The sequence below is a fragment of the Vibrio sp. DW001 genome (assembly GCF_029016285.1).
Classification (GTDB): domain Bacteria; phylum Pseudomonadota; class Gammaproteobacteria; order Enterobacterales; family Vibrionaceae; genus Vibrio.
In genome coordinates, this window is record NZ_CP091975.1 from 522,254 (window position 1) to 546,504 (window position 24,251).

Consider the following 24,251-nt stretch of genomic DNA (forward strand, 5'->3'; position numbering starts at 1 on the left):
AAGGTGTTATTAATGAGCGTGTTACGCAATATATTGATTTTAGCTACTCCATTTCTCGTTGCGGCATGTGATGCCGCGGATACAAATGCTTCGGATACAACAAGTACCGCTGAAGTGACGACCCCTATTCAAGAAACCGTAGACAGCGCTGCTGAGGCTGGAAGTCAGTTCGATGAAGCCAAATTAAGGCGTCGATTTGAAGCGATGGGGGTGAGTATTGTTTCTATTGCACCTGCAAGCATCGATGGTCTATATGAAGTTGATACATCGAGCGGGTTGGTTTTCTCTAATGCACAGGGTGATCAATTTATTGCGGGTACCTTGTATGCACTTGGTGATAATGGTGAATATGTTGATGTGCTTGCCGAGCGACAAGCGCCACTTAATGCAGAAAAGATAGAACAATACACAGAAGACATGATTGTTTATCCGGCTGAAAATGAAAAATATGTGATTACCGTATTTACCGATACAACGTGTGCATACTGTGTGCGATTGCATCGTCAGATGAAAGACTACAATGATTTAGGTATTACGGTTCGTTACCTTGCTTACCCTCGCCAAGGTCCAACAGGTAAAGTGGCTCAAGAAATGGCCAATGTATGGTGTGCAGAAGATCCAGCTAAAGCGATGACACTCTCTAAATCGGGACAACCTTTCAAAGCAGGAACCGCGGATATAAAACAGTGTGGACAAAAGATCATGGAGCAATATGCATTGGGTCGTGATTTAGGTATCAGTGGCACGCCTGCAGTCTTTCTACCGAATGGTAAATTGTTGGCTGGATATATGCCACCAGCCGGTATGTTCCAACGCATTGAGCAAGAGATGGCACAATAAATACGATGATCATATGAAAATCGGATAGTCATTAATTTTCTCTCTAATTCCTCCTTTTTGCATATAAGGGAGCTTTAGAGAGAGATATGATTCGGCTTTCACATGTTGCTGCAATCTGGACATTTGCTCTAAAGACCTATTTCACTCACCGAGTAACCTAATTCATCATGACAGAAATAAAACGCCGTCCTCAAATTGACCTTTCAAACCTTCCTGATTCTATTCCTGAATTGCTTAGGCGCATCTATATCAGCAGAGGTATAGATAATATTAGCCAGCTTGAAAAATCAGTCCAAGGGTTACATTCCTATAAAGCACTTGGTGGAATAGAAAAAGCCGTAGAGCTACTTTTTACTGCTATTGAGCAGGGTAAGCGAATTATTGTTGTGGGCGATTTTGATGCCGATGGTGCAACCAGCTCGGCATTGTCCGTACTGGCATTACGAGCACTTGGTTGTCACAACGTTGATTATCTTGTTCCTAATCGATTTGAAGATGGATATGGGCTGAGCCCGGAAGTGGTTGATCAGGCCATTGAATATAAAGCGGATGTCATCATGACTGTGGACAATGGCGTCTCCTCTATCGAAGGGGTGAGATACGCTAAACAGAACAACATCCAAGTCATCGTTACCGATCATCATCTACCGGGAAAAGTCCTTCCCGATGTTGATGCTATGGTGAACCCGAATCTAGATACGTGCCAATTCCCATCCAAATCTTTGGCTGGGGTTGGTGTCGCTTTTTATCTTATGCTCGCGCTTCGTGCGTTCATGAGAGAGCGAAACTGGTTCTCATTGAAAGGTATTCCTATACCTAATCTTGCCGAGTTTCTCGATCTGGTAGCGTTAGGGACGGTTGCCGATGTAGTTTCTCTTGATGAGAATAACCGTATATTGGTTCATCAGGGTGTTCAGCGAATTCGTGCAGGAAAAGGGCGGCCTGGTATTCAAGCGTTAATTGAAGTCTCAAAGCGTGATGCGCGTCGTTTGATTGCCGCAGATTTTGGCTTTGCTTTAGGTCCAAGGATTAATGCGGCTGGGCGTTTGGATGATATGTCATTCGGTGTTGAGTTGTTGATGAGTAATAACATACACGCAGCAAGAAGAATGGCGAGTGAGTTAGATGGATTAAATCAGACCAGACGTGAAATAGAACAAGGCATGAAACAAGAAGCGATGGCTTTTTGTGAGCAGCTACAGTTTGGTGAGGATACCGAGCTTCCTTATGGGATAGTGTTGTTCCAGAGAGACTGGCATCAAGGTGTTATTGGAATTGTCGCCTCGCGAATTAAAGATGAATTTCATCGTCCAGTCATTGCTTTCGCTGACGGTGGTGATGGTGATATAAAAGGGTCATGTCGATCCATTCCCGGGTTGCATATGCGTGATGCTCTGGACCTTTTGGATACGACGCATCCGGGTTTAATTCTTAAATTTGGTGGCCATGCCATGGCGGCCGGTTTAACCATTAAAGAAGAGAACTTCCAAACCTTCGCGTCACTATTTGACGAGATTGTACGCAACAAGCTTGATGAGTCCGCATTGCAAGGTATTGTTTTATCTGATGGTGAATTACAGCCAGAGCAGTTCTCAATGAATACCGCTACGGAACTTAGAGAAGGTGGCCCTTGGGGACAAAATTTTCCTGAACCTATCTTTGATGGTGAGTTTAAGTTACTGCACCAAAAATTGGTTGGTGAGAAGCATCTGAAAATGATGGTGGAACCACTTTTCAAAGGACACCCTACCAATATAATGTTGGATGCAATCGCATTTAATGTGGATTTACGACGCTGGCCTGATGCCACTGCAAAAACAGTGAAGCTTGCTTTCAAGCTTGATATAAATGAGTTTAGAGGCAATCAGTCACTGCAGTTAATGGTTGATCATATTGATTGTTAGGCGAGTTTCATAAATGTTGGCAGTATTGCGCGTATTTCGTTCGAATAAAAAGCTTTTAGCCGAACCCTTTGGGCAGCGTTTGTTGGTGATTTCTACTGCGTTATCAATTTTAAAGGTAGAACCGCTACCTTTAAAATCTCTGCCTTGCATAAATGATCAACAATTCGCTGCAAAATAGCCACGAATGGCCAACAGACCCTAATGGTATTACAATTATTCCTGTATCTTCATCACATTTTTGAGTAGAATTCTTTGGTTAAATTCTATTCATAAATGTTGAGCAAACATGTTTGAAATCAATCCTATTAAAAACCGCTTACAGGACGTGACACAGCGCACGAATATCCTGAGGGGGTATCTTTGACTATGACGCCAGAAAAGAGCGTTTAGAAGAAGTAAATGCAGAATTAGAACAACCAGATGTATGGAGCGAACCTCAGCGAGCACAATCGCTAGGCAAAGAACGTTCTTCTTTAGAGGCCGTGGTTGAGACCATTGATCTTCTTGATCAAGGTGTCGAAGATGTTGACGGTTTACTTGAGCTTGCGGTTGAAGCTGAAGACCAAGAAACCTTCGATGAAATAGAGCCTGAACTTGCCGAGCTTGAAGCCAAGTTAGAAAAACTTGAGTTCCGCCGTATGTTTTCCGGTGAGCACGACAGCTCAGATTGCTATATCGATCTTCAATCGGGCTCTGGTGGTACTGAAGCGCAAGATTGGACCGCTATGTTACTTCGTATGTATCTTCGTTGGGCTGAATCCAAAGGCTTTAAGACCGAAGTTATTGAAGTGTCTGGAGGAGAAGTCGCTGGTTTGAAATCGGCTACTGTGCGGATATCCGGGGAATATACTTATGGTTGGTTACGCACAGAAACAGGTGTACATCGCTTGGTTCGCAAATCACCGTTTGATTCTGGTGGTCGTCGCCATACTTCTTTTGCTTCTGCATTTATCTATCCAGAGATTGATGACAATATCGCTATCGACATTAACCCTGCAGAGCTTCGTATCGATGTATATCGTGCATCGGGTGCTGGTGGTCAGCACGTAAACACCACAGAGTCGGCGGTGCGTATTACCCACTTGCCAACCAATACAGTGGTTCAATGTCAGAATGATCGTTCGCAGCATAAAAACAAAGATCAAGCGATGAAACAGTTAAAAGCAAAACTGTTTGAGCTTGAACTACAAAAACAAAATGCAGAAAAACAAGCGAATGAAGACTCGAAATCAGATATCGGATGGGGCAGCCAAATTCGCTCTTACGTATTAGATGATTCTCGTATCAAAGATTTACGCACCGGAATTGAAAACCGTAATACACAAGCGGTTCTTGACGGTGATCTAGATAAATTTATCGAAGCCAGCCTGAAATCAGGCTTGTAAGCGCATTATAAAGGGCAAAATAAAATGACTGAACAGGTACAACAGCCAAACGTAGAAGAGAATAAGCTGATTGCTGAGCGTCGTGCTAAATTAGATAATATCCGCACTAACTGTAAAGCAAATGGTCACCCTAACGATTTTCGTCGCGATAGTTTAGCAGGCGATATTCAAGCGCAATTCGGTGAAAAAACAAAAGAAGAGCTAGAAGAGCTGAATCATACTGTTGCTATTGCTGGTCGTATTATGGCTAAGCGTGGTCCGTTTTTAGTGATTCAAGAAACCTCTGGCCGCATTCAAGCTTATGCTGCGAAACCGGTTCAAAATGAATTAAAAGAGAAATATCAGGGCTTAGATATCGGAGATATCGTTGGTGTAAAAGGCGCTCTACATAAATCAGGTAAAGGTGATCTTTACGTGAATATGGAAGAGTACGTATTGCTGACAAAAGCATTACGTCCATTGCCTGAAAAATTCCACGGTTTAACCGACCAAGAGATGCGTTACCGTCAGCGTTACGTTGACCTTATTGTGAACGAAGACTCTCGTACCGCTTTCATTATCCGCTCTAAGCTGGTCACTGCAATTCGTAATTTCATGATTTCTAAGCAGTTCATGGAAGTAGAAACACCAATGATGCATGTTATCCCTGGTGGGGCAGTTGCACGTCCATTTATCACCCATCACAATGCCTTAGACATCGATATGTATCTCCGTATTGCACCTGAGCTGTATTTGAAGCGTTTAGTCGTAGGTGGTTTTGATCGCGTATTTGAAATTAACCGTAGTTTCCGTAATGAAGGGCTTTCTCCACGACATAACCCAGAATTCACTATGATGGAATTCTACATGGCGTACGCGGATTACAACGACCTTATGGATCTGACCGAAGAGATGCTACGTACCGTGTCTTCAGAGGTGCTCGGTGCGACTTCAATGCCTTACGGTGAAGAGACGGTAGAGTTTGGTGGCACATATCCTCGAATGAGTATGTTAGAAGCGATTAAACAGTACAGCCCAGAACGCGCTGACATACAGTCTATGACTTATGATCACGTACAAGATCGTGACTTTATGGTGAATATTGCTAAGTCTTTACATATCGATGTTGAACCATTCTGGACATGTGGACAACTGCTTGAAGAGATCTTTGGTGAAACGGCTGAACCGCAACTGATGCAACCAACGTTCATTACAGAGTATCCAGCAGATATCTCGCCACTTGCTCGTCGTAATGATGATAATACCTTTATCACCGATCGTTTTGAGTTCTTTATTGGTGGTCGTGAAGTGGCTAACGGCTTCTCAGAGCTTAATGATGCAGAAGATCAAGATGCTCGTTTTAAAGCACAGTTAGACGCAAAAGATGCTGGTGATGATGAAGCGATGTACTACGACGCCGACTATATCACGGCTCTAGAACACGGTTTGCCACCAACAGCTGGTCAAGGTATCGGAATCGATCGTTTAGTGATGCTGTTTACTAATACGCATACTATTCGCGACGTTATCCTATTCCCAGCGATGAGACCGCAAGCGTAATTACTGCAGTGAATTGAAGATAAGACCACCGCCAATGCGGTGGTCTTATCTTTTGTACCGATGTTAATGTCGTGTTTTCGAGAATATAATTCATGGAATATCAATTTGTTAAAGGTCTAACGGGTGAGTACCGCATTAAGTGCAGTATGGGGCACGAGGTGATTGGTCGTTGGTTAGAACAAGAAATATACACCGATAAAGTCCGTATTGCGTCACTACTTGTGGCAATTGAGCAGATAAAATCAGAAGATTCCCAAGAGTATTCTCTGCTCGGTAAAGAAATCAGCATTGTCATTCGACGAGACGAAGTGACCGTTCAAGAAAACGCATTAACGCATGAAGATGATACGTTGCATGACAGCGAATTCGATTTTTATGACTGTGAGAGCGACGCCGGTTGTGGTTTTGAAGATTTTGAGCAACTCATACAGTCGTGGTGTGATTTCATTAGGTATAACGCTAAGTAATCGTCCTCAGTTCAAGCCAAATAACGTTTCGCTAAAGGGTATCATGAGTAGCTATTTCCATTTCATTCGCCAGCAATGGCCGTTATTGTCATTTGGTTTTTTGACCGTATTCATTGGAAATGTCGGACAGTCTTTCTTCCTAAGTTGGTTTGGCGCAGACATCCAAAAAGACTTAGCCTTGTCGGCGACTGATTACGGAATGATATATGCTATCGCAACGCTTTGTAGCAGCATGACTATTATGTTGGTTGGCGGATTAGTCGATAAGTGGAATGTTCGTCGTTTTGTTACGCTTGTCGCCGTCATATTAGTAATAGCGTGTGTCGTTATGTCTTACGTTATTTCTCCCATCATGCTATTTTTTGCCTTTTTTATGTTGAGATTAACGGGGCAAGGTTTACTTCCTCATACCGCACAGACCACTATGATTCGTTCATATTCCCATCAAAGAGGAAAAGCGATTAGCTTAGCGTCTAGTGGTGTCGCATTAGGTGAAGTGATTCTACCTATCGTTGTAGTGCTATTAATTAGCTGGCTAGGTTGGCGGTCAAGCTGGCTCGTCTTTGCAGTGATAGTGGCTTTTGCTTACTTACCGCTTGCACACATTCTGTTGGCTAAATCGCCTCACATTAAACCTAATGTTAAGAAAACCAATGTTCAGGGAAATGCGGATAATAAAAGTGGTCGGCGACACGTGCTATCAGATTGGCGATTTTGGGCGATTTTACCTGCGGTTATGGCTGCGCCTTTCGTCGTGACTGGCGTGTTTATACAGCAAAATTTTCTGTTAACACAAAAAGAGTGGGCACCGAGCTTATTGGCAAACAGTTTTATTGCTTACGGTACCATGCATTGGTTGAGCTCGATGGTGACCGGAAGTTTGGTAGACAAGTACAGTGCGAAGCATTTACTTCCTTTCATGATAATCCCTTTGTTTTTTGGATTATGCGTACTTTCCGTATTCAACCAAAGCTGGTCAGCCGTCGTATTTATGACGTTATTTGGTATGGGGATTGGAGTGTCGGGTCCGGTGATAAACGCACTGTGGGCTGAAGTTTATGGAACCGAAAACATCGGTGCAATCCGTTCTATGATGACCTCACTGATGATTTTTGCTACCGCCGCTGCGCCGTGGATTTTCGGTTTCTTCATCGAACTTGGTTGGAGTGAGCGCATGCTATTTGGTGCCCTTTCAATGGTTATTTTCTTTATTGGAATGATGGTACTGCCTGCTTACCGAGCGTATCTAAAGCGATAACGCTATCCAAACTTGGAAGGTTATCGCTTATTAGGGTCTAACTGTGAGGGCCAATTAGGCCAACGGTAGGTAGATCTTTGTGACTAATTCATTTTCATTCACTTCATGAACAAAGTTCATATATTGGAAGAAACAAGGGAAATCTCTTAGATTTTGGCCACTTTTGGGCAACCATTGTTGGTATAAATAATAGACTGTGTCGCTTATGGAATCATGGCTACCATGATGAATTGCCAAAGCACATCGACCCGATGGAATGATCCCCGCTTTTACGCCAAACTCATTTTCTGGGACCGCACCTTCATGGCTTCCACAGATCTCAAATCGAAAACCTTGTTCTACGATATCATTTGGGTCACTGTAGGGAACACCAAAGGTTTCACTGTTCTTAATAGGGGATAGGCCAGTAGATTTTCTCCATGCGATAAACTTACTCGCCGTATCATAAACCTTTTGAGGGTTACCTTTGTGTTCTATAAGGGCAACAGGTCTTTCGTCAAAATCGATAACGTTAACGTCCATTATTTTATCTCCGTTAATAGGTGGATTAAATTCATATTTTGAGTGCCAAAATGGCCACTCCGGACGACGTCTAAATTGAGAAGGCGATTGCTCAAATATCCTTGAAAATGCACGTGAAAATGCTTCTGGGCTATCGAAATGAGCTTCATAGGCGATATCTGTAATACTTTGTTCTGGTTCAAACACTAACCGAAACGAAGCACGTTTCATTCGACTAAGCTGAACAAATTGGATAACACTTAATCCCATATAGGATTTAAAAATACGATGAAAATGAAATTTTGAGCATGCAGCTACGCGGCTTAACAGTTCAAGTGACATATCGTTATCTAAGTTACTACTGATATAATCGCAAACTCTTGTTATCTGTTTTTTATGGCATCCAGAAATATTCATTTTTTCTCTATGTGCTTTTATCGTCTCATTGACCTAAATGTGTAACAAACATTAGCGCATTCAGGTTAATTTAGAAGTCACGCAAATGATACTGTTAGATAAACGCAGATACCTGATTGAGATTGCGGTATTTTTTTAATTTTCCTCTGCCAATCCCTCTGTATTCATACTCCAATTCAACGTTGAAATTATAACCTGCACAAATTTGGGGCTTGCTCTATTCCTGCCTTAATTTAGTGAGTCTTGCGCACCAATACGGTGCGCAAATTAGAGCTTGTTTTGTTTTTAAACACTTAAACTAAACAAAAACAACAAGATAGAAAAGTGGCACAGCTCTTGATTGTTATTTCACTGTTAAAGGAATATATGCTCAGAGAGGATGCAATGAAACTAATTAACGCCATTATTAAACCATTCAAATTAGACGATGTTCGTGAAGCTTTATCGGATGTTGGTATAGAAGGTATGACGGTCTCCGAAGTTAAAGGCTTTGGTCGTCAAAAAGGACACACAGAACTATACCGTGGTGCCGAGTATCAAGTGGACTTTCTACCGAAAGTAAAACTGGAAATCGCTACTCAAGCTGAAAACGTAGATCGCGTAATTGAAGCAGTAAGCAAAGCTGCGCACACAGGCAAGATTGGAGACGGTAAGATTTTCGTTTATGACTTGAGCCAAGTTGTACGTATTCGTACTGGTGAAATGGATAGTGAAGCACTTTAAGGGATTGGAGAATATATAATGGAACTATTAACTACAGTAACTGAACTTCGTTACGCACTGGACACTTTTTTCTTCTTAATTTCAGGTGCGTTGGTCATGTGGATGGCAGCCGGTTTTGCCATGTTAGAAGCGGGCCTTGTTCGTTCAAAGAACACCACCGAAATTTTAACGAAGAACTTCGTACTTTATGCTATCGCTTGTACCATGTTTTTGTTGATTGGCTACAACATCATGTATGTAGACAATACTGAAGGTGGCATCATTCCTTCGATTGGTGCACTCATCGGCTCACAAGGTGAAGGCGCAGATCACTCTCTAGAATCAGATTTCTTCTTCCAAGTTGTATTCGTGGCGACATCAATGTCAGTGGTTTCGGGTGCGGTTGCTGAACGTATGAAACTATGGGCGTTCTTAATCTTCTCTGTTGTTCTTACGGGGGTTATCTATCCTGTTGAAGGATACTGGACTTGGGGTGGTGGTTTCCTTGCTGCTGCTGGTTTTAGTGACTTTGCTGGCTCTGGTATTGTACACATGGCCGGTGCGGCAGCGGCGTTAGCGGGTGTATTACTACTCGGTGCTCGTAAAGGCAAATATGGTAAGAACGGTGAAGTTCACCCAATACCAGGTTCAAATATGCCGCTTGCTACACTCGGTACATTTATCCTTTGGTTCGGTTGGTTCGGCTTTAACGGTGGTTCTCAGTTAATGCTTTCTGACTTTGAAAACGCAACAGCGGTTGGTCAAATATTCCTAAACACAAACGCAGCCGCAGCCGCAGGTGCTATTGCCGCTCTACTAGTGTGTAAAACAACATGGGGTAAGGCCGATTTAACGATGATTTTGAATGGTGCCTTAGCCGGTCTTGTCGCGATTACTGCTGACCCTCTATCCCCATCACCTGTTGCCGCGATTATTATCGGTGTAGTGGCAGGCGCACTCGTTGTATTCTCTATCATCGCGTTTGATAAAATCAAGATTGATGATCCAGTAGGCGCCATCTCGGTACACGGTGTATGTGGTCTATTTGGTCTATTGGTTGTTCCTGTAAGTAATGCAGATGCAACATTTGGAGCTCAGCTTCTTGGTGCCGCAGTCATCTTTGCTTGGGTATTCGGAGCAAGCCTAGTGGTTTGGGCTGTACTGAAAGCGACGACAGGTATCCGAGTGACTGAAGATGAAGAGATGGAAGGTATGGACATGCACGATTGTGGTGTTGGTGCTTACCCAGAGTTTGTTTCTCTCAAATAATCGTCATTAGATCTTATAAGTAATAACAATTCGTAATATCAAACCCGCCCTTGTGGCGGGTTTTTCTTTTGTTTGTTGATATTTATCATTGCAGAAACTATTTTTTTAAATATAATAGCGAACGATAACTATTATCATTTGCATCTATATTTAAGGAATTACGATGAAAAAAGTGCTATCTCTTTCTGTCCTGGCTTTGGTTTCTATTAGCTCACCTACTTTTGCTGCCGAAGAGGTAAATGTTTATTCTTATCGTCAACCGTTCTTGGTTGAACCAATGTTTAACGAATTTACCAAAGAAACAGGCATCAAAGTTAACGTTAAATTTGCTAAGAAAGGTTTGGCAGAGAAGCTACAACAGGAAGGTGAGTATAGCCCTGCAGATGTAATTTTAACGACGGACATTAGCCGCTTAGCGGAATTAGTTGTAAAAGATGTCGTTCAGCCAGTACAAAATGATGTGATTGAACAAAACGTGCCTGCACAATACAGAGACAGCAAAGATGAGTGGTTCGCTCTAACGCTGCGCAGCCGTAATGTCTATTCTTCTCGCGATCGTGTGGGTAAGTTAGGTGCAGAATTCGATTATGCAGATTTAGCGAATCCAGAATATAAAGGTAAAATCTGTACACGTTCTGGTAAGCATGCTTACAATGTTTCCCTTGTTTCTGCGATGATAGCGCATAAGGGTGAAGCGGAAACCAAAACATGGTTAGAAGGTGTTAAAGCGAATCTAGCACGTAAACCTCAAGGTAACGATCGAGGCCAAGTAAAAGCCATCAAAGAAGGTCTATGTGATGTTTCATTAGGTAATAGCTATTACCTAGGTAAAATGGTTAACGATAAAGAGCAAAAAGCATGGGCTGATGCTGTCTATATTAACTACCCGAATCAAAATACCACCGGTACTCATGTCAATGTAAGCGGCATGGCAATGGCTAAGTATTCTCCAAACAAAGAGAATGCGGTAAAACTGATGGAATTCCTAACTGGCGATATTGCTCAAAAAATGTATGCTGAAGTGAACTTCGAATACCCAGTTAAAGAAGGTGTGAAGCGATCTGAACTTGTCGCATCTTGGGGTGATTTCAAAGCAGATGATCTTGCATTAGAAGAGATTGCTGCCAATCATAGTAAAGCGGTAAAATTATTGGACGAAGTGAAGTTTGACCTTTAATGGTCTTATGGAAATAGGCGACATTTTAAATCGAGTGCAGTAATTTTTATGTTGTTGTATAAATGAAAGAAAAAAATCGTATCTGGAAAGCCAGTAGTGGGAGTTTATCTCTGCTACTGGTTTTGCCGATCTTAGCTATCTTCTATTTATCGCTTGGTGACTCAGGTGATCTTTTTGCACATCTAATTTCTACGGTAATGCCTACCTATATCTACAATACTGTCGTTCTTGTTTTGGGTGTGCTTGTTTTAGCACTGTTATTTGGAGTGCCAAGTGCCTGGTTAATGGCGATGTGCCGATTACCGGGTGAAAGAATATTGCAGTGGGCACTCGTACTGCCGTTGGCCATGCCAGGATACGTTGTTGGGTATATTTTTACTGACTGGTTTGATTATGCGGGTCCAATACAGATATTTATTCGGGCGTTTTTTGGCTGGCAGGCTGGTGATTACTGGTTCCCTGATTTACGTTCGCTAGGTGGTGCGACGGCCATTTTAGCTCTGGTTTTTTATCCCTATGTTTATTTGATGGCTAGAGCCGCTTTTATGGAGCAGAGTGCCAGTTTACTGCAATCGGCAAGGCTACTTCGGTGTACGCCATTCGAAAGCTTTAGACGATTATCTCTTCCACTCGCGCGTCCTTCCATTGCAGTGGGTTTGTCTTTGGTAGCAATGGAAACGATAGGCGATTTTGGCACGGTTAGCTATTTTTCAGTTAATACCTTAACCACGGCCGTTTACGATACGTGGCTTGGTTATTCAAATCTCAATGCAGCGGCAAAAATCTCTGCCATTATGTTGCTTGTGGTTATCCTATTATTGAGCACTGAACGTTATAGCCGGAGAAAGCAAAAGCTGTTTCAGGCAAACTTTACCAGCCACGAAGAGCTGCGCTATACACTCCATGGGTGGAAAAAATGGTTAGCACTGACATGGTGTTGGGGGCTGGTTTCCGTTGCGTTTATCTTGCCATTGGGCCAGCTACTTATCTATACGTATAAGTATTTTTCGCAGAGCTGGACGGAAGAATTCAGACAGTATGCGGTTAATAGCTTGCAGGTCTCTATTATTGCCGCTCTCATCGCGATATTGGTAGCATTGGTGGTCAATTTTTCACATCGACTCAATGGTAACCGTTTGAGTGTGACATTTATGCGTTTGGCCTCTCTCGGTTATGCGGTGCCAGGTACTGTGTTAGCAATTGGTGTCATGGCACCGGTGCTTACTATGGACCATTGGATAAACGATATCGCTAAACAGATGGCGTGGGGAAGACCCGGCTTGGTTCTTTCTGGTTCAATGTTTGCCATGATATTTGCTATGGTGGTGCGTTTTTCTGCTGTTGCGATTGGTAGCGTGGAAAGTAGCTTAAACAAAATCTCCCCGTCTATGGATATGGCAAGTAGAACGATGGGGTGCAATCAGAATCAGATGTTAAAACGCGTTCATTTACCTTTGGTTAGACGCGGTGTTTTGGTGGCAGGCTTGTTGGTCTTTATTGAATCAATGAAAGAACTCAATGCCGCTCTGTTGCTAAGGCCATTTAACTTCGAAACCTTAGCGACATATGTTTACAATTTTGTTTCAGATGAACACCTAGAGTTGGGCGCACTACCTGCAGTCTTGTTAATATTGGTAGGTTTAGTTCCTCTTATCGTTATCAATCGATCTTTAGAACAGGCACATTAATGAGTAGCACCTTATCCATCAACAATTTGACCTGCCAATACGAGAATGAAAACGTTCTGGAATCACTCTCCCTTGAGGTTGAGAAGGGCGAAATAGTCTGCCTGCTTGGTGCGAGCGGTTGCGGAAAAACAACACTATTAAAGGCCATTGCGGGGTTGCTTCCGTTAACGAGCGGTACCATGAGTCTGAATGACCAATTGTTGGACGATGGTGAAAGTTGGTTGCCACCTGAACAGCGCCATATTGGAATGATATTTCAAGATTACGCGCTTTTTCCGCATCTGACTGTTGCAGAAAATATCGCATTCGGGTTACGAGAAGTCTCCACCGCAGAGAAGCTGAAGATAGTCGAAGAAATGTTAACGCTGATCCATCTTCCCGGTTATCAGAATCGATATCCTCATCAGTTATCCGGTGGCCAGCAGCAGCGTATTGCGATTGCCCGCTCCCTTGCATATAAGCCAAACCTACTTTTGCTAGATGAACCTTTTTCCAATATTGATACTCAAGTACGGCACGATTTAATATTGCAGATTCGCAAAATTTTTAAGCAGCAAGGTGTCACTGCAATCTTTGTGACTCACAGCCGTGAAGAGGCATTTGCCTTCGCGGATAAGATGGCGGTTATGAACAATGGTGTTATTGAGCAATTTGGTGAAGCTTCCGATCTTTACCACCAACCGTCGAGTAAATTTGTTGCTAATTTTCTTGGTGGTGGCAGTTATTTAGCGGCAAAAAAAATAAGCGAATCAAAATTTGAGACGGTGCTTGGCATTATTACTGCTCAATCAAAAGGGAATATAGCAAATGGTGACGATTGCCAATTGCTAATACGACCGCAGTACGTGCAAGTTTCTCAGAATGTAGCAGGGGTCGCTAAGGTTGTCGAACAGCTGTTTATGGGGGATCAATGTCGCTATGTTATCGAGATAGATGATACTAAGCTCGTTGCTACTGCCGCATCGGCAATCTCGGTTGGTGATACCGTCAGTATTGCATTAGAAGAGCAATCTATATTAGCATTTTTATAAGTCATTACACGTGGATTCTCCGACGATGTTAAGTTCGTGCTTCTAGGTCATACTTAATCGACTGTTATGTAATAAATCTTTGACTTTACAATTAGATAGAATGTAATGTGGCTTCATATGTCTAAGATTGAATAATGTTTTTTTTTGCTAGGAGACGATAATGATCTATACGAATATTGAAACGGTACCCGGAAAAGAAATTGTAGAGCATTTTGGTATTGTTCAAGGAAGTACTGTTCGCGCGAAACATGTCGGTAGAGATTTTATGGCAGGTCTTAAAAATCTCATTGGTGGTGAACTTAAAGGTTACACAGAACTACTACAAGACTCCCGTGAAGAAGCGATGAATCGAATGGGAGAGCAAGCGGAATCAATGGGTGCGAATGCCATCGTCAACATTCGTTTTGCGACATCATCTGTTGCTCAAGGCGCAGCCGAACTTTTCGTCTACGGTACAGCAGTTAAAGTGGTATAGGTGATCGTATGGAACTGATACTGCAAAATCTAAATATTGTTATCTTCCTCATTTTGGTTTGTGTGGGTTACGGAGCTGGTTCCTATTTTGAGCGGGCTCATTATGCATCCATCGAAAAACGAGAGCGTGAACTCATTCATATCCCTGTTATTACCACTAAGTGGGAGCCTAAAGATGCTTCCTGCCAACGAACAGAACTTGTCACGGGTAATGTGGTTATATCTATCGATTATTTCAAGCGTCTGTTGGCCACGTTGAAAAACATATTTGGTGGCAATGTAACCTCGTACGAATCACTTGTAGATAGAGCGCGTAGAGAAGCAATACTTCGAATGAAAGAAGAGGCACTGGCTAAAGGTGCGAATATGGTGGTTAACCTACGTTTAGAAACCGCTGCGATTGGTAATAGTGCTAATCAGAAAAGGCAGGTAGGTAGTGTTGAAGTTGTCGCTTATGGGACAGCCTACATTCATTCCAATCGGTAGCGAATAGCGATGATTAAATATACGCCGAAAGTTCTTTCAGATAATCCAAATGTAACCAAAAAGCATCCGGTAGTAGAGCTTTTTTGGTTAGTAGGAGGATTGATATTTTTGATAGGCGCAATATTTGTTTCTCTCGGTATGATGACTGACTGGGCAGTATCAAAAACATCACCAGAAATCGAGGCAATATTTGCCGATAGTATTGTCGAAAAATTTGATGCTAATCCTAATGCAGAACTGAGTTTACGAGTTAATCAAATTATAGAAAAACTCCCCAGCGACTCGATCTTGAAGCAGTATGATTTTAAGATTTATCTAGGAGATGATGATGAGGTTAATGCCATGGCGTTGCCGGGCGGAAATATTGTTGTCAATTTAGGTTTGCTAAATGTGATTGAATCAGAGAATGAACTAGACATGGTACTTAGCCATGAGCTAGGGCATTTTGCCTCTCGAGATCACTTGCGTGGATTAGGAAGAGGTTTAGGTATCGCTGTTATTTCTACGTTTTTATTTGGCGTTGATAGTGAAGCAAACGAACTTATTTCAAGCACGACAATGAGTTTTCAATCCCAGTATTCTCAAGACCAAGAAGAAGTGGCGGACCTATTTGCTCTCGATTTACTGGTTTTAGCCTATGGACATGCAGGTGGTGCAACCGACTTTTTTGAGAGAATTTCAGACCAATCAGAACAAGATTATAACTTTCTTTCTACTCACCCAAATCCCACCTCTAGAGTAGAGAAACTGAACCGCCGAATTGAGCAACTTAAATACCCAATAGATGAGGTTAAACCGTATATATTGGGTAGTACTCAGTAACTAAAATGAGTCCATTTTTGCTCCAATATTGAAGGCCGAACGTACAATCGAGAGATAGAGCCTTTCCGTACTCTGTTTAGTGGTTGGCAGTAAGCTTCATTCGCAACGGTAAAAGCCTTGAATAAGCTATGTACTCATGCGTGTCCCCGTTGGTAATAGGACGCCTGCGCCATGATTGCAAGTAGGTACCATGCTCCATGTGGAATCCACTGCTCGCCCCAGCGCCAATTTTGCAACATGTCATTTTTTTGATTATCTGGATTGAATGCGATGCTATTTTCATCTTCAAAGCCGGAGGTGATGCCATTACAAATGCCGCCTTTGGCGTTAACAAAGTCATGTTCAGGCAGGTAATCAGGATTGTTCTTACCGTGACCTTCTAACATACAAATATCAAATGGGTTTAGCCCCAAAATCCAATCCATACAGTTGTGTCCATATTGCCTGAGTTTCGGTTCCAAAGTGTTCCTATCAAGATAGGGAAGTGCTAAAAATGTAGCAACGCTTAATGACGCTAAACGTGCATTTTCGCCTTGCCACCAATAACCTGATTCATTGTTGTGTGGAATGAAGAAAGCATCTTGTTTTTCCTTGTCGATGGCTTTGACATATTGGCGAGGATAGTCGAAGGGATTTACCTCCTTTTGGGTTATGGTGAGCTCAAAGATCATGGCTAACCTTACTGTTGATTTTATTGTTTTTTTTATGCTTTCTTCGGGTTCGATCGACAAGTATTCGCACAAGGCAATGACAGGTAAGCCAGCTTCGCTAGCATGGAAATAGGGGCGAGAACCGTCATCATTGGCTGACCAGAAGTTCTCAATATTATCGTCAGTGTGCTGTCTTTTTCTTAGGCGTAAGGCCCAAGATCTCGCTTCATGGAGATAAAATGGTGTATTGGTTGCACGATAAAGCTCTACGCAGGCCAGTAAGGCACAGTATTCATCTATAATGTTCTCTTCGCCGTTGTCTAAATACTGCGTATTGTTTTCGAGTAGATGCAGATAACCTTTTTCAGCGCTCGTTAGATAATCGGAATGTTTAACCTCGCCATGGTTTTCTAACCGTGATGCGGCCGCAAGAGCAGCAATGGCTATGCCGCCCCCTTGACGAAAACCTGCTTGATAATCACTAGACTTGTGACCATTTTGGGTAGCGTAAGAACAGATCTCTCTCTGATCAATATCTTTGCTCCATTTATCAAATACAGTGGTATAGAAGAATCCTTCTTCCGCTTGCATACGCACAAGGAAGTCAGCGCCATACAAGGCTTCTTCTATCAATCGAGTGCGAGGAAAATCAGAAAATAGAACGCGATTCTTCGATTGACGATTATCTGAACCCGTTGAGTCTAAAATAGACAGCCCTTTGATCATGTTCCAGACAACCATTGGTGTTTGCTGTGGATTCAAGTAATTAGCATAAGAAAGATGGCTAAGGTATTTACTGACATCACCAGATGCATCGTACCAACCACCATGAACATCGACGATTTTGTCGCTATTGAGTAGGGGGACGTGCTTGTCTTTTTCGTCAAAAATACCGCTACAACGTTGTGACGTAAAGTAATGCAGTACGTCAGAGAAGGTACGTTGCATCAAAATGCCTTCATTCAGTTCAAATATCGGCGAACACGTCGTTTTAACTTTTAGGTAAAACAGTCCTGCGTGAGTAAATGAACTGAAGTCAACGCTAGAGTAGAAACCGGTATGCCAGTTCGCTACGTTACCGTGGGTCTCTAGTGGATATGAAGCCAGTTCCTTCTTGGTTTTGGCGCAATGCAAGTAAACGGACTCAACGTCAAAATAGGATTCTTGATTTGAGATAATGGCCTGTTTAGGGCCATTAACTTCATAACCTATGTGATTGATTAATATTTGCATACTTCTCTCCGAAATTCATGACGGATTTTTACTGAGTACGGTTTTGACTGGACACTTAACGAACTTGTATCGGGTTTTCGCTGGTGGATAAACATCAAAAAGAAAAAATAAATCATGCCAATATATTCTATGCGAGTAATCGATTTTTGAAATATTAATTTGCACTATAATTGAGAGATAAGGTTCTTTTTTTATCTATCTTTGAGGAGTACGTTATTAGGAAAGACTAGGAGGTCACGGATATGACGGCATCAAAAATTATTTTAAGAGATCTATTAGGGCTATTGTTAATACTTTCTTTTATTTCAGTCGTTCTTGCTATCTTGCTTGACGTTCTTGCACTACTCACTCATTTTTCCCATGAAGACGTCATCGCCCATCTCTTTTTCTATGAGTCTCTACCCTTGTATGTTTTTGTTGTTCCAGTGGTGATTATAGGTCGATACATTAATCGACCTAATTGGGTTTCTGCGGTTCAAGATTATCAATTGAAAATGGCGAAAAAAGCTCGGTAACAATGCGTCGGTAACAATGCGTCGGTTAATCGCTTTTAGTCAGTAAGTCGCCAAATAATGGAACTAAAAACTAAATTCGTCACGGTTTAAGGTTGGTTTTTTTTGTTTTTTCGCATGATAAATAGCGAATTTAGAGGTCTTATTTATTGTCTCGCAATCCGTGAAATAATTATCAATGATAGGTGAATATTTTAGAAAACTATTTGCCACTATAAAAAGCTCGCCTCTTTTACTCAGTTTTTTTGGAGCATCGGTAAGCAGAGTTTCTGTCGCATTATAATTCGTTTCTAATCCTGAATGGAAAGGAGGGTTACTGATGATAAAGTCATAATCATTGCTGGTGTCTGAATAAACATCAGAGGCAAAGACTTTTCCGGTTAATCCATTGGCTTTTAATGTTTCAATAGAAGAAGCAATAGCAAAAGCACTGATATCACACATTTCCAGAACGATGTCTGGGTTTTTGAGTGCGAGTGTTGCCCCTATAACGCCTGCACCACACCCAAAGTCGAGCACCTTACCTTTTAGTTTTGGCAGTGAATCGACTAATAGCTTGCTTCCTACATCTAATTGCCCATGGCTGAATACACCGGGTAAGCTTTTAACAACCAATTCTTGGCCTGAGAGTTCGAATGTATAACTCTTATACCATTGCTCTAAGTCGAATGGCTCTGGTTGAGTATCGCATTGTCCCCAGTAAAAAGAACATCGACGTGCCGAATCAAATTTTGTAACTCGACCGTATTTGGTAAACATTTTTTCTATGCTTTTGACACCAGAGCGATTTTCACCGACGACAATGATTTCAGTCTCGGTACCTAAGTGTGCAAAAAGCATGGCAAGGAGGTATTCAGCCTCAGCCTTCGCTTTAGGCCAATAAAGTAAAACCATATCCGCTTGTGTGTCTTGATTAAACTGCGTACCAAAATAACTCGTTATGGTGTCTTTACTCTTAATTAAGCGGTGATAACTATAATTTGAAGTGAATACAGAAACGGACTCGCAGTGTTTAGCCAACTCTACAGGAAATAGATCTTCTGCTTCTCCAGCAACCAAAACGTGCTTCCCTTCAAAGTAGGTGAGTTGACGTTCTGCTATCTGGCTAGGGGCGGTATAAGACATGTTTTTTTCCGGAAAGACTAAAGTGGGCAGATTTTCGCATAATCTGCCCATAGCATGAAGCTATTTTAGCTCGTTCTAACTTTTGTCTTGGCTTTTTAGAAAACCATGGAACTCTTCTTCATATATATTGAATAGGACGATGGCGACAGCAAAGACTATCGGGCCATAGATTAGACCAATTAAACCAAATAATTGAATCCCTCCTAGCAACGAGAAGAAGATCATGAGTGTATTCATGCCAGCGCTGCCTTGCATTAATAATGGACGAAGAACGTTGTCGATTGAACCAACAAGTGCAATTGACCAAACGGCTAAGAAAATAGCCCAGTTGGTATCGCCTGTGATCAATAAATACAACGTTGCAGGTATCCATATCAGTGCGGTACCAACAATAGGGATAAAAGATGCGAAACCAAACATCGCCCCCCAGAAGAGTGCCGGGAATCCGCATAGCCACATACCGATACCACCTGCGAATCCTTGTGCTATAGCGGTTAAAAACGAACCAAGAACGGCCGACTTTGCAACTTTCTCCACCTCGTCCAATAGTTTATCTTCTTGGCTACGGGAGAGAGGAAGAATATGGCGCATAGCAACGATGATTTTGTCGTGATCTCTAAGTAGAAAGAATAAGACAAACAACATCAGCATGAAATCCATAAGGAAATTGGTGGCATCGCCTAAAATCTTCGCACTTATAGAGACAAGATTACTACCAAAGGTTGTCGCTAGCTTGCCAATTTTTTCTGCTATTTGTTGTGGTTCTATTGTTTCAAATGGCAAATATTCATTTACAAAATCAAGTGCCTTCACTATCCAAGGCAGTTTAAAAAATTCTTGGATACCACCTGCCGTTACCCAATGATAAATTTGTTGTGTTGCAAGGGAACCTTGCTGAACAATAGCAGCAAAAACAGCAAGTAACGGAATGACAATAATGAAGGTAAGTACAACACATGAGAGCAAGGACGAGAGATTGCTGTGTTTGGGTATTTTTTTCTCGATCCATTCATGTAAGGGGAACATTAATAGGGATATAATGAATGCCATTACGATAGAATTCATATAGGGTGCAACGAGTAGGTAGCATGCGTAGCCACTCACTAATAAGGCTGCAACGAGCACCCAATGGCTTGAGGATATCTGAAGTTTTTCTGGCACTAGGTAATCGCTTATATGTCAGAGTAATGATGATGATTATAATGGCTGTTAAAACGCTGGTTTTCAAATAATTGTTTTAATTGATTTTCGCCAACAATTGATTTCATAACTAACGGTATTCTAATAGATATGAAAATCCATCTAATAAATAATGATTAGAATCTTGTAGAGGTAGGTATGGCGTGTTGTGGTGGTAATAAAAAATGTTCCAATTCGAAAATGCGTTTTAGAAAATTTCCATGGTTCAGCGGTTTTATAGGTGTGATTCTAATTCTAGTGATTGTGAACTGGCATTAACAATGGTGAACGGACGTTTAGAACCTTTAATCCATCGATAGTTGCGTTGTTCGGATGAGCATATTGAGAATAGAATAAAAAGGGGCGATGAATATCAGCCCCTTTAGTTATATTAGTGTGCTAGAACGTTAAGCGAGTTTTGCAAAACAGCGGTCTGCTGCTGCGAGCGTTGCTTTAATCTCTTTTTCACCGTGAGCAAGTGAAGTAAAGCTCGCTTCAAAAGCGGAAGGTGCAAGGTAAATACCTTCTTCTAACATTAAGTGGAAGAAAGCTTTAAAACGTTCAACATCGCATTTCACGACCTCTTCATAGCAGGTTACTTTCTCTTGATCTGTGAAGAAGAAGCCAAACATGCCGCCAACCTGAGAAACAAACAGTGGGATATGGTTTTTATCAGCCAGAGCTTTAAAACCGTCCGCAAGTTGTTTGGTTTTTTCAGCCAGCGCTGCCTCGTTACCTTCTGCTGTTAGTGTTTTTAAACAAGCGAGACCCGCTGCCATTGCGATAGGGTTGCCTGATAGAGTACCCGCTTGATAAACAGGTCCAGTCGGCGCAATGTGTTGCATCACATCTTTACGGCCGCCAAATGCGCCTACTGGCATACCACCACCAATAACTTTACCCAAACACGTTAGATCTGGTTTGATGTTGTAATAAGCTTGTGCACAACCTTGAGCCACACGGAAACCCGTCATCACTTCATCAAAAATGAGCAGGGCACCTTCTTTATCACATATTTCGCGTAGACCTTCGTGGAAACCCTCTATCGGCGGAATGCAGTTCATGTTGCCAGCAACGGGTTCTACGATGATACAGGCTATCTCGCCTTTATTGGCATCAAATAGCGCCTGTACAGATGCTACGCTATTGAATGTCGCCGTTAATGTATATTTCGCAAAGTCGGCAGGTACGCCAGGAGAGCTAGGCTGACCCAAGGTAAGGGCACCCGATCCAGCTTTAACCAACAAGCTGTCTGCGTGGCCGTGATAACAACCCTCAAATTTGACAATTTTATCTCGGCCAGTGAAACCACGAGCTAAACGTATTGCACTCATCGTCGCTTCTGTACCAGAGTTCACCATACGAAGTTGTTCCATAGAAGGCACTATTTTTGAAACGAGTTCAGCCATCTCAACTTCTACTTCGGTCGGTGCACCAAAGCTTAGGCCTCTGTGAGCGGCTTCGATAACTGCGTTGCGAATTGCCGGGTGGTTATGACCAAGAATCATAGGGCCCCAAGAACCGACATAATCGATATAAGATTTACCATCTGCATCAAATATCAAAGGGCCATCCGCTTTTTCTACAAATATTGGTGAGCCACCCACACCGTTGAATGCTCGAACGGGAGAGTTCACACCGCCAGGAATGGTTTTTTGCGCCTTTTGATAGAGTTCTGCTGATTTGGTCATCAATATTTTCCTCATTGTTCTGACTTGAAGTGATAGCTTGGTATTGTAACGAACTTGCGCAAGATAGGTTTAGAAAATTGACGTAAATAATTAAAATAGTGATTTGATGCAGTAACAAAAGATCGAGCAAGGTTTGTAATGAAGCATAACAATACTTGAATGATTTAGTCAGGTATTAGATAATCAGCAGATATTGAAAAATCTAATATTGACTCGTATAAGATATAGAATAAATTAAGAGTTGATATGACACGAAAGAGAGAGGTCATCGTGAGCGAACTAAATGTACCATTGTCTTTTTCTGATGCGGCAGCAATTAGAGTAAAAACGCTGATCGAAGAAGAAGAAAATTCAGAATTAAAATTGCGTGTATACATTACTGGTGGTGGCTGTAGCGGTTTCCAGTACGGATTTACGTTCGATGAGAAAGTAAATGATGGTGACACGACTATTGTTAATAGTGGTGTCACACTTGTCGTGGATCCTATGAGCTTACAATACTTGATCGGTGGTATTGTGGATTATACAGAAGGCCTTGAAGGGGCACGCTTTTTTGTCAATAACCCAAATGCAACGACTACCTGTGGTTGTGGAGCATCTTTCAGCGTCTAGATCTGTTACACAGTTTTCACTGTAGAAAGTGTTATAGTTTGTCATCAAATTACTATCAAAGCCTTATGTTTGAAACTCTTACGTAAGGCTTTGCTGATTTTTGCCTACCCAAGTGACTGAACGCACGAAAACTATTATTTAGCGGTCACTTTTTATTTGTGGTAACTAAAAGGAACTCTGTTATGGCAATCCGCCACGTCGGTCGCTTTTTTTCACAACGCCCCTGGCTTATCTCATTCATACTTCTTATTGGCCTATCGCTTTGGTTAGGCTTAGGGATGCTGCAAGCCGAGGAGAATGCGAATCAAAATAATTCGGCTGAAAAACCGAAAGCATTATTAGCAAAGGTTCAGTATCAAACGTTTGAAGCTGTGTTAACGGCAAAGAATATCAACCTTTACGGCAGAACGGCACCGGATAGACAAGCAAAATTAGGGGCAGAAGTCGCCGGACGCGTGGTTACGTTGATGGTCAGGAAGGGTGATGAGGTTAAAAAAGGTCAGGCGATCGGTCAGATAGATAAAGCGGATCTAGAGATTCAGCTTGAACGAGCAAGAGCGAATCTGTCGGTTAAGGAAAAAGAGTTTAAAGCATCCAAGTCCTTAAAGAGTAAAGGATTGCAGGGAGAAGTTGCCTATAGCACAGCGCAAGCTAACCTTGTTGAGGCGAGAGCGTTAGTTAAAAAAGCTCAGCTTAACCTCCGCAATACTCTAATCAGAGCACCATTTGACGGCATTGTGGATACCTTAAATATCGAACTGGGTGATTTTGTCAGTGTTGGAGACCCTGTTGCAACCGTCATTGACCTCAACGTATTGGTTATAGAAGCTGACGTCAGTGAGCGCCATGTACAAAGTCTTAAAGTAAATCAAAAATCAAAAATAAAACTGATTGGTGGGGAACAAATAGAAGGCAGACTCAGATACATTTCTAGAGTCTCTTCAACCTCGACCAATACCTTCCCCATTGAGATTGAAATTCCGAATCCAGAGCAAAAAATTCCTGCTGGTGTCAGCGCAGAAGTTGAATTAGATCTAGAGATGAAGAAGGCGATTAAGGTTTCTCCGGCCATGCTAGCGCTTGATGAAAGTGGAAATCTGGGTGTGAAAACACTCAAAGATGATGTGGTTCATTTTGTTCCGATTCAACTTGTAAGAGCTGAGCAAGATGGCGTATGGCTAACGGGGTTGGGCTTTAGTGCTGATATCATTACCGTAGGGCAAGGTTTTGCACGGGATGGTGATACGGTTATCGCAATAAAACACGATCCAGTAAACAAAAAATAGAGC

The 24,251-nt window shown here is 42.1% G+C and carries 22 protein-coding genes; 17 read left to right on the plus strand and 5 right to left on the minus strand.

What is annotated here, in order from left to right; all coding sequences use genetic code 11:
* Positions 1 to 12: 12 nt before the first annotated feature.
* The 6 genes from L3V77_RS02545 to L3V77_RS02570 all read left to right on the plus strand — a co-directional run bounded on the left by L3V77_RS02545 (position 13) and on the right by L3V77_RS02570 (position 7,393).
* Positions 13 to 840: a thioredoxin fold domain-containing protein gene (locus L3V77_RS02545; RefSeq protein WP_275135589.1), complete on the plus strand. Its 828-nt coding sequence runs from the start codon at positions 13 to 15 to the stop codon at positions 838 to 840.
* A gap of 167 nt (positions 841 to 1,007) precedes the next feature.
* Complete coding sequence (recJ, locus tag L3V77_RS02550) at positions 1,008 to 2,744, plus strand: single-stranded-DNA-specific exonuclease RecJ (protein ID WP_275135590.1); 1,737 nt, start codon at positions 1,008 to 1,010, stop codon at positions 2,742 to 2,744.
* Between the two features lie 286 nt (positions 2,745 to 3,030).
* Positions 3,031 to 4,129 (plus strand): peptide chain release factor 2 gene (prfB, locus tag L3V77_RS02555; RefSeq protein ID WP_275135591.1). Its coding sequence is split into 2 segments (ribosomal slippage): positions 3,031 to 3,105 and positions 3,107 to 4,129, totalling 1,098 coding nucleotides; the frame shifts between segments, so codons are not numbered across the junction.
* 24 nt (positions 4,130 to 4,153) lie between these two features.
* Entirely contained in the window at positions 4,154 to 5,668 is a 1,515-nt protein-coding gene (gene lysS, locus L3V77_RS02560) for a lysine--tRNA ligase (RefSeq protein WP_275135592.1), read from the plus strand.
* 92 nt (positions 5,669 to 5,760) lie between these two features.
* Positions 5,761 to 6,135, plus strand: coding sequence for a YacL family protein (locus L3V77_RS02565; protein WP_275135593.1), 375 nt, complete (start codon positions 5,761 to 5,763; stop codon positions 6,133 to 6,135).
* 43 nt (positions 6,136 to 6,178) lie between these two features.
* Positions 6,179 to 7,393 carry an MFS transporter gene (locus L3V77_RS02570; protein ID WP_275135594.1) on the plus strand — a complete coding sequence of 405 codons (1,215 nt, stop codon included), beginning with the start codon at positions 6,179 to 6,181 and terminating at the stop codon, positions 7,391 to 7,393.
* 54 nt (positions 7,394 to 7,447) lie between these two features.
* Here L3V77_RS02570 and L3V77_RS02575 read toward each other — a convergent pair whose 3' ends face one another.
* Positions 7,448 to 8,311 carry an AraC family transcriptional regulator gene (locus L3V77_RS02575; RefSeq protein ID WP_275135595.1) on the minus strand — a complete coding sequence of 288 codons (864 nt, stop codon included), beginning with the start codon at positions 8,309 to 8,311 and terminating at the stop codon, positions 7,448 to 7,450.
* Positions 8,312 to 8,695: 384 nt separating this feature from the next.
* Here L3V77_RS02575 and glnK point away from each other — a divergent pair, with 384 nt between their 5' ends.
* The 8 genes from glnK (at position 8,696) to L3V77_RS02615 (ending at position 15,960) form a co-directional block, all read left to right on the plus strand.
* Positions 8,696 to 9,034 carry a P-II family nitrogen regulator gene (glnK, locus tag L3V77_RS02580; protein WP_195702233.1) on the plus strand — a complete coding sequence of 113 codons (339 nt, stop codon included), beginning with the start codon at positions 8,696 to 8,698 and terminating at the stop codon, positions 9,032 to 9,034.
* 18 nt (positions 9,035 to 9,052) lie between these two features.
* Complete coding sequence (locus L3V77_RS02585) at positions 9,053 to 10,282, plus strand: ammonium transporter (RefSeq protein ID WP_275135596.1); 1,230 nt, start codon at positions 9,053 to 9,055, stop codon at positions 10,280 to 10,282.
* 163 nt (positions 10,283 to 10,445) lie between these two features.
* Positions 10,446 to 11,459: a Fe(3+) ABC transporter substrate-binding protein gene (locus L3V77_RS02590; protein ID WP_275135597.1), complete on the plus strand. Its 1,014-nt coding sequence runs from the start codon at positions 10,446 to 10,448 to the stop codon at positions 11,457 to 11,459.
* A gap of 62 nt (positions 11,460 to 11,521) precedes the next feature.
* Positions 11,522 to 13,147: an iron ABC transporter permease gene (locus L3V77_RS02595; RefSeq protein WP_275135598.1), complete on the plus strand. Its 1,626-nt coding sequence runs from the start codon at positions 11,522 to 11,524 to the stop codon at positions 13,145 to 13,147.
* On the plus strand, positions 13,147 to 14,178 hold the full coding sequence (locus L3V77_RS02600; RefSeq protein ID WP_275135599.1) for an ABC transporter ATP-binding protein: 1,032 nt from the start codon (positions 13,147 to 13,149) through the stop codon (positions 14,176 to 14,178). The genes L3V77_RS02595 and L3V77_RS02600 overlap by 1 nt, the downstream gene beginning before the upstream one ends.
* A 160-nt stretch (positions 14,179 to 14,338) precedes the next feature.
* The gene (locus L3V77_RS02605; RefSeq protein WP_275135600.1) at positions 14,339 to 14,653 is read left to right on the plus strand and encodes a YbjQ family protein; all 315 of its coding nucleotides are present in this window, start codon (positions 14,339 to 14,341) and stop codon (positions 14,651 to 14,653) included.
* A gap of 8 nt (positions 14,654 to 14,661) precedes the next feature.
* A complete protein-coding gene (locus tag L3V77_RS02610; protein ID WP_275135601.1) occupies positions 14,662 to 15,138 on the plus strand; it encodes a YbjQ family protein in 477 nt (158 codons plus the stop codon).
* Positions 15,139 to 15,147: 9 nt separating this feature from the next.
* On the plus strand, positions 15,148 to 15,960 hold the full coding sequence (locus tag L3V77_RS02615) for a M48 family metallopeptidase (RefSeq protein ID WP_275135602.1): 813 nt from the start codon (positions 15,148 to 15,150) through the stop codon (positions 15,958 to 15,960).
* A gap of 134 nt (positions 15,961 to 16,094) precedes the next feature.
* Here L3V77_RS02615 and L3V77_RS02620 read toward each other — a convergent pair whose 3' ends face one another.
* Positions 16,095 to 17,843 carry a glycoside hydrolase family 9 protein gene (locus tag L3V77_RS02620; RefSeq protein WP_275135603.1) on the minus strand — a complete coding sequence of 583 codons (1,749 nt, stop codon included), beginning with the start codon at positions 17,841 to 17,843 and terminating at the stop codon, positions 16,095 to 16,097.
* 242 nt (positions 17,844 to 18,085) lie between these two features.
* Between L3V77_RS02620 and L3V77_RS02625 the strand changes: the two genes are divergently transcribed.
* On the plus strand, positions 18,086 to 18,358 hold the full coding sequence (locus tag L3V77_RS02625; RefSeq protein ID WP_275135604.1) for a D-fructose-6-phosphate amidotransferase: 273 nt from the start codon (positions 18,086 to 18,088) through the stop codon (positions 18,356 to 18,358).
* Positions 18,359 to 18,421: 63 nt separating this feature from the next.
* Here L3V77_RS02625 and rsmC read toward each other — a convergent pair whose 3' ends face one another.
* The 3 genes from rsmC to hemL all read right to left on the minus strand — a co-directional run bounded on the left by rsmC (position 18,422) and on the right by hemL (position 22,350).
* Entirely contained in the window at positions 18,422 to 19,480 is a 1,059-nt protein-coding gene (gene rsmC, locus L3V77_RS02630) for a 16S rRNA (guanine(1207)-N(2))-methyltransferase RsmC (RefSeq protein WP_275135605.1), read from the minus strand.
* A gap of 75 nt (positions 19,481 to 19,555) precedes the next feature.
* Complete coding sequence (locus L3V77_RS02635) at positions 19,556 to 20,641, minus strand: AI-2E family transporter (RefSeq protein WP_275135606.1); 1,086 nt, start codon at positions 20,639 to 20,641, stop codon at positions 19,556 to 19,558.
* Positions 20,642 to 21,066: 425 nt separating this feature from the next.
* The gene (hemL, locus tag L3V77_RS02640) at positions 21,067 to 22,350 is read right to left on the minus strand and encodes a glutamate-1-semialdehyde 2,1-aminomutase (protein WP_275135607.1); all 1,284 of its coding nucleotides are present in this window, start codon (positions 22,348 to 22,350) and stop codon (positions 21,067 to 21,069) included.
* 270 nt (positions 22,351 to 22,620) lie between these two features.
* On the opposite strand from hemL, the gene erpA reads away from it, so the two are divergent.
* Positions 22,621 to 22,962: an iron-sulfur cluster insertion protein ErpA gene (gene erpA / locus L3V77_RS02645; protein ID WP_275136677.1), complete on the plus strand. Its 342-nt coding sequence runs from the start codon at positions 22,621 to 22,623 to the stop codon at positions 22,960 to 22,962.
* A 182-nt stretch (positions 22,963 to 23,144) separates the two neighbouring features.
* Positions 23,145 to 24,248, plus strand: coding sequence for an efflux RND transporter periplasmic adaptor subunit (locus L3V77_RS02650; RefSeq protein WP_275135608.1), 1,104 nt, complete (start codon positions 23,145 to 23,147; stop codon positions 24,246 to 24,248).
* The last annotated feature ends 3 nt before the right edge of the window (positions 24,249 to 24,251 follow it).

Excerpts from the sequence above, each read along its gene's own strand:
- L3V77_RS02585 (WP_275135596.1), top strand. The coding sequence starts at position 9,053 with ATGGAACTATTAACTACAGTAACTGAACTTCGTTACGCACTGGACACT.
- rsmC (WP_275135605.1), bottom strand. The coding sequence starts at position 19,480 with ATGTCTTATACCGCCCCTAGCCAGATAGCAGAACGTCAACTCACCTAC.
- lysS (WP_275135592.1), top strand. The coding sequence starts at position 4,154 with ATGACTGAACAGGTACAACAGCCAAACGTAGAAGAGAATAAGCTGATT.
- L3V77_RS02615 (WP_275135602.1), top strand. The coding sequence starts at position 15,148 with ATGATTAAATATACGCCGAAAGTTCTTTCAGATAATCCAAATGTAACC.
- glnK (WP_195702233.1), top strand. The coding sequence starts at position 8,696 with ATGAAACTAATTAACGCCATTATTAAACCATTCAAATTAGACGATGTT.
- L3V77_RS02595 (WP_275135598.1), top strand. The coding sequence starts at position 11,522 with ATGAAAGAAAAAAATCGTATCTGGAAAGCCAGTAGTGGGAGTTTATCT.
- L3V77_RS02610 (WP_275135601.1), top strand. The coding sequence starts at position 14,662 with ATGGAACTGATACTGCAAAATCTAAATATTGTTATCTTCCTCATTTTG.
- L3V77_RS02570 (WP_275135594.1), top strand. The coding sequence starts at position 6,179 with ATGAGTAGCTATTTCCATTTCATTCGCCAGCAATGGCCGTTATTGTCA.
- L3V77_RS02565 (WP_275135593.1), top strand. The coding sequence starts at position 5,761 with ATGGAATATCAATTTGTTAAAGGTCTAACGGGTGAGTACCGCATTAAG.
- L3V77_RS02590 (WP_275135597.1), top strand. The coding sequence starts at position 10,446 with ATGAAAAAAGTGCTATCTCTTTCTGTCCTGGCTTTGGTTTCTATTAGC.
- L3V77_RS02620 (WP_275135603.1), bottom strand. The coding sequence starts at position 17,843 with ATGCAAATATTAATCAATCACATAGGTTATGAAGTTAATGGCCCTAAA.
- L3V77_RS02605 (WP_275135600.1), top strand. The coding sequence starts at position 14,339 with ATGATCTATACGAATATTGAAACGGTACCCGGAAAAGAAATTGTAGAG.
- L3V77_RS02625 (WP_275135604.1), top strand. The coding sequence starts at position 18,086 with ATGACGGCATCAAAAATTATTTTAAGAGATCTATTAGGGCTATTGTTA.
- L3V77_RS02545 (WP_275135589.1), top strand. The coding sequence starts at position 13 with ATGAGCGTGTTACGCAATATATTGATTTTAGCTACTCCATTTCTCGTT.
- L3V77_RS02575 (WP_275135595.1), bottom strand. The coding sequence starts at position 8,311 with ATGAATATTTCTGGATGCCATAAAAAACAGATAACAAGAGTTTGCGAT.
- hemL (WP_275135607.1), bottom strand. The coding sequence starts at position 22,350 with ATGACCAAATCAGCAGAACTCTATCAAAAGGCGCAAAAAACCATTCCT.
- recJ (WP_275135590.1), top strand. The coding sequence starts at position 1,008 with ATGACAGAAATAAAACGCCGTCCTCAAATTGACCTTTCAAACCTTCCT.
- L3V77_RS02650 (WP_275135608.1), top strand. The coding sequence starts at position 23,145 with ATGGCAATCCGCCACGTCGGTCGCTTTTTTTCACAACGCCCCTGGCTT.
- L3V77_RS02600 (WP_275135599.1), top strand. The coding sequence starts at position 13,147 with ATGAGTAGCACCTTATCCATCAACAATTTGACCTGCCAATACGAGAAT.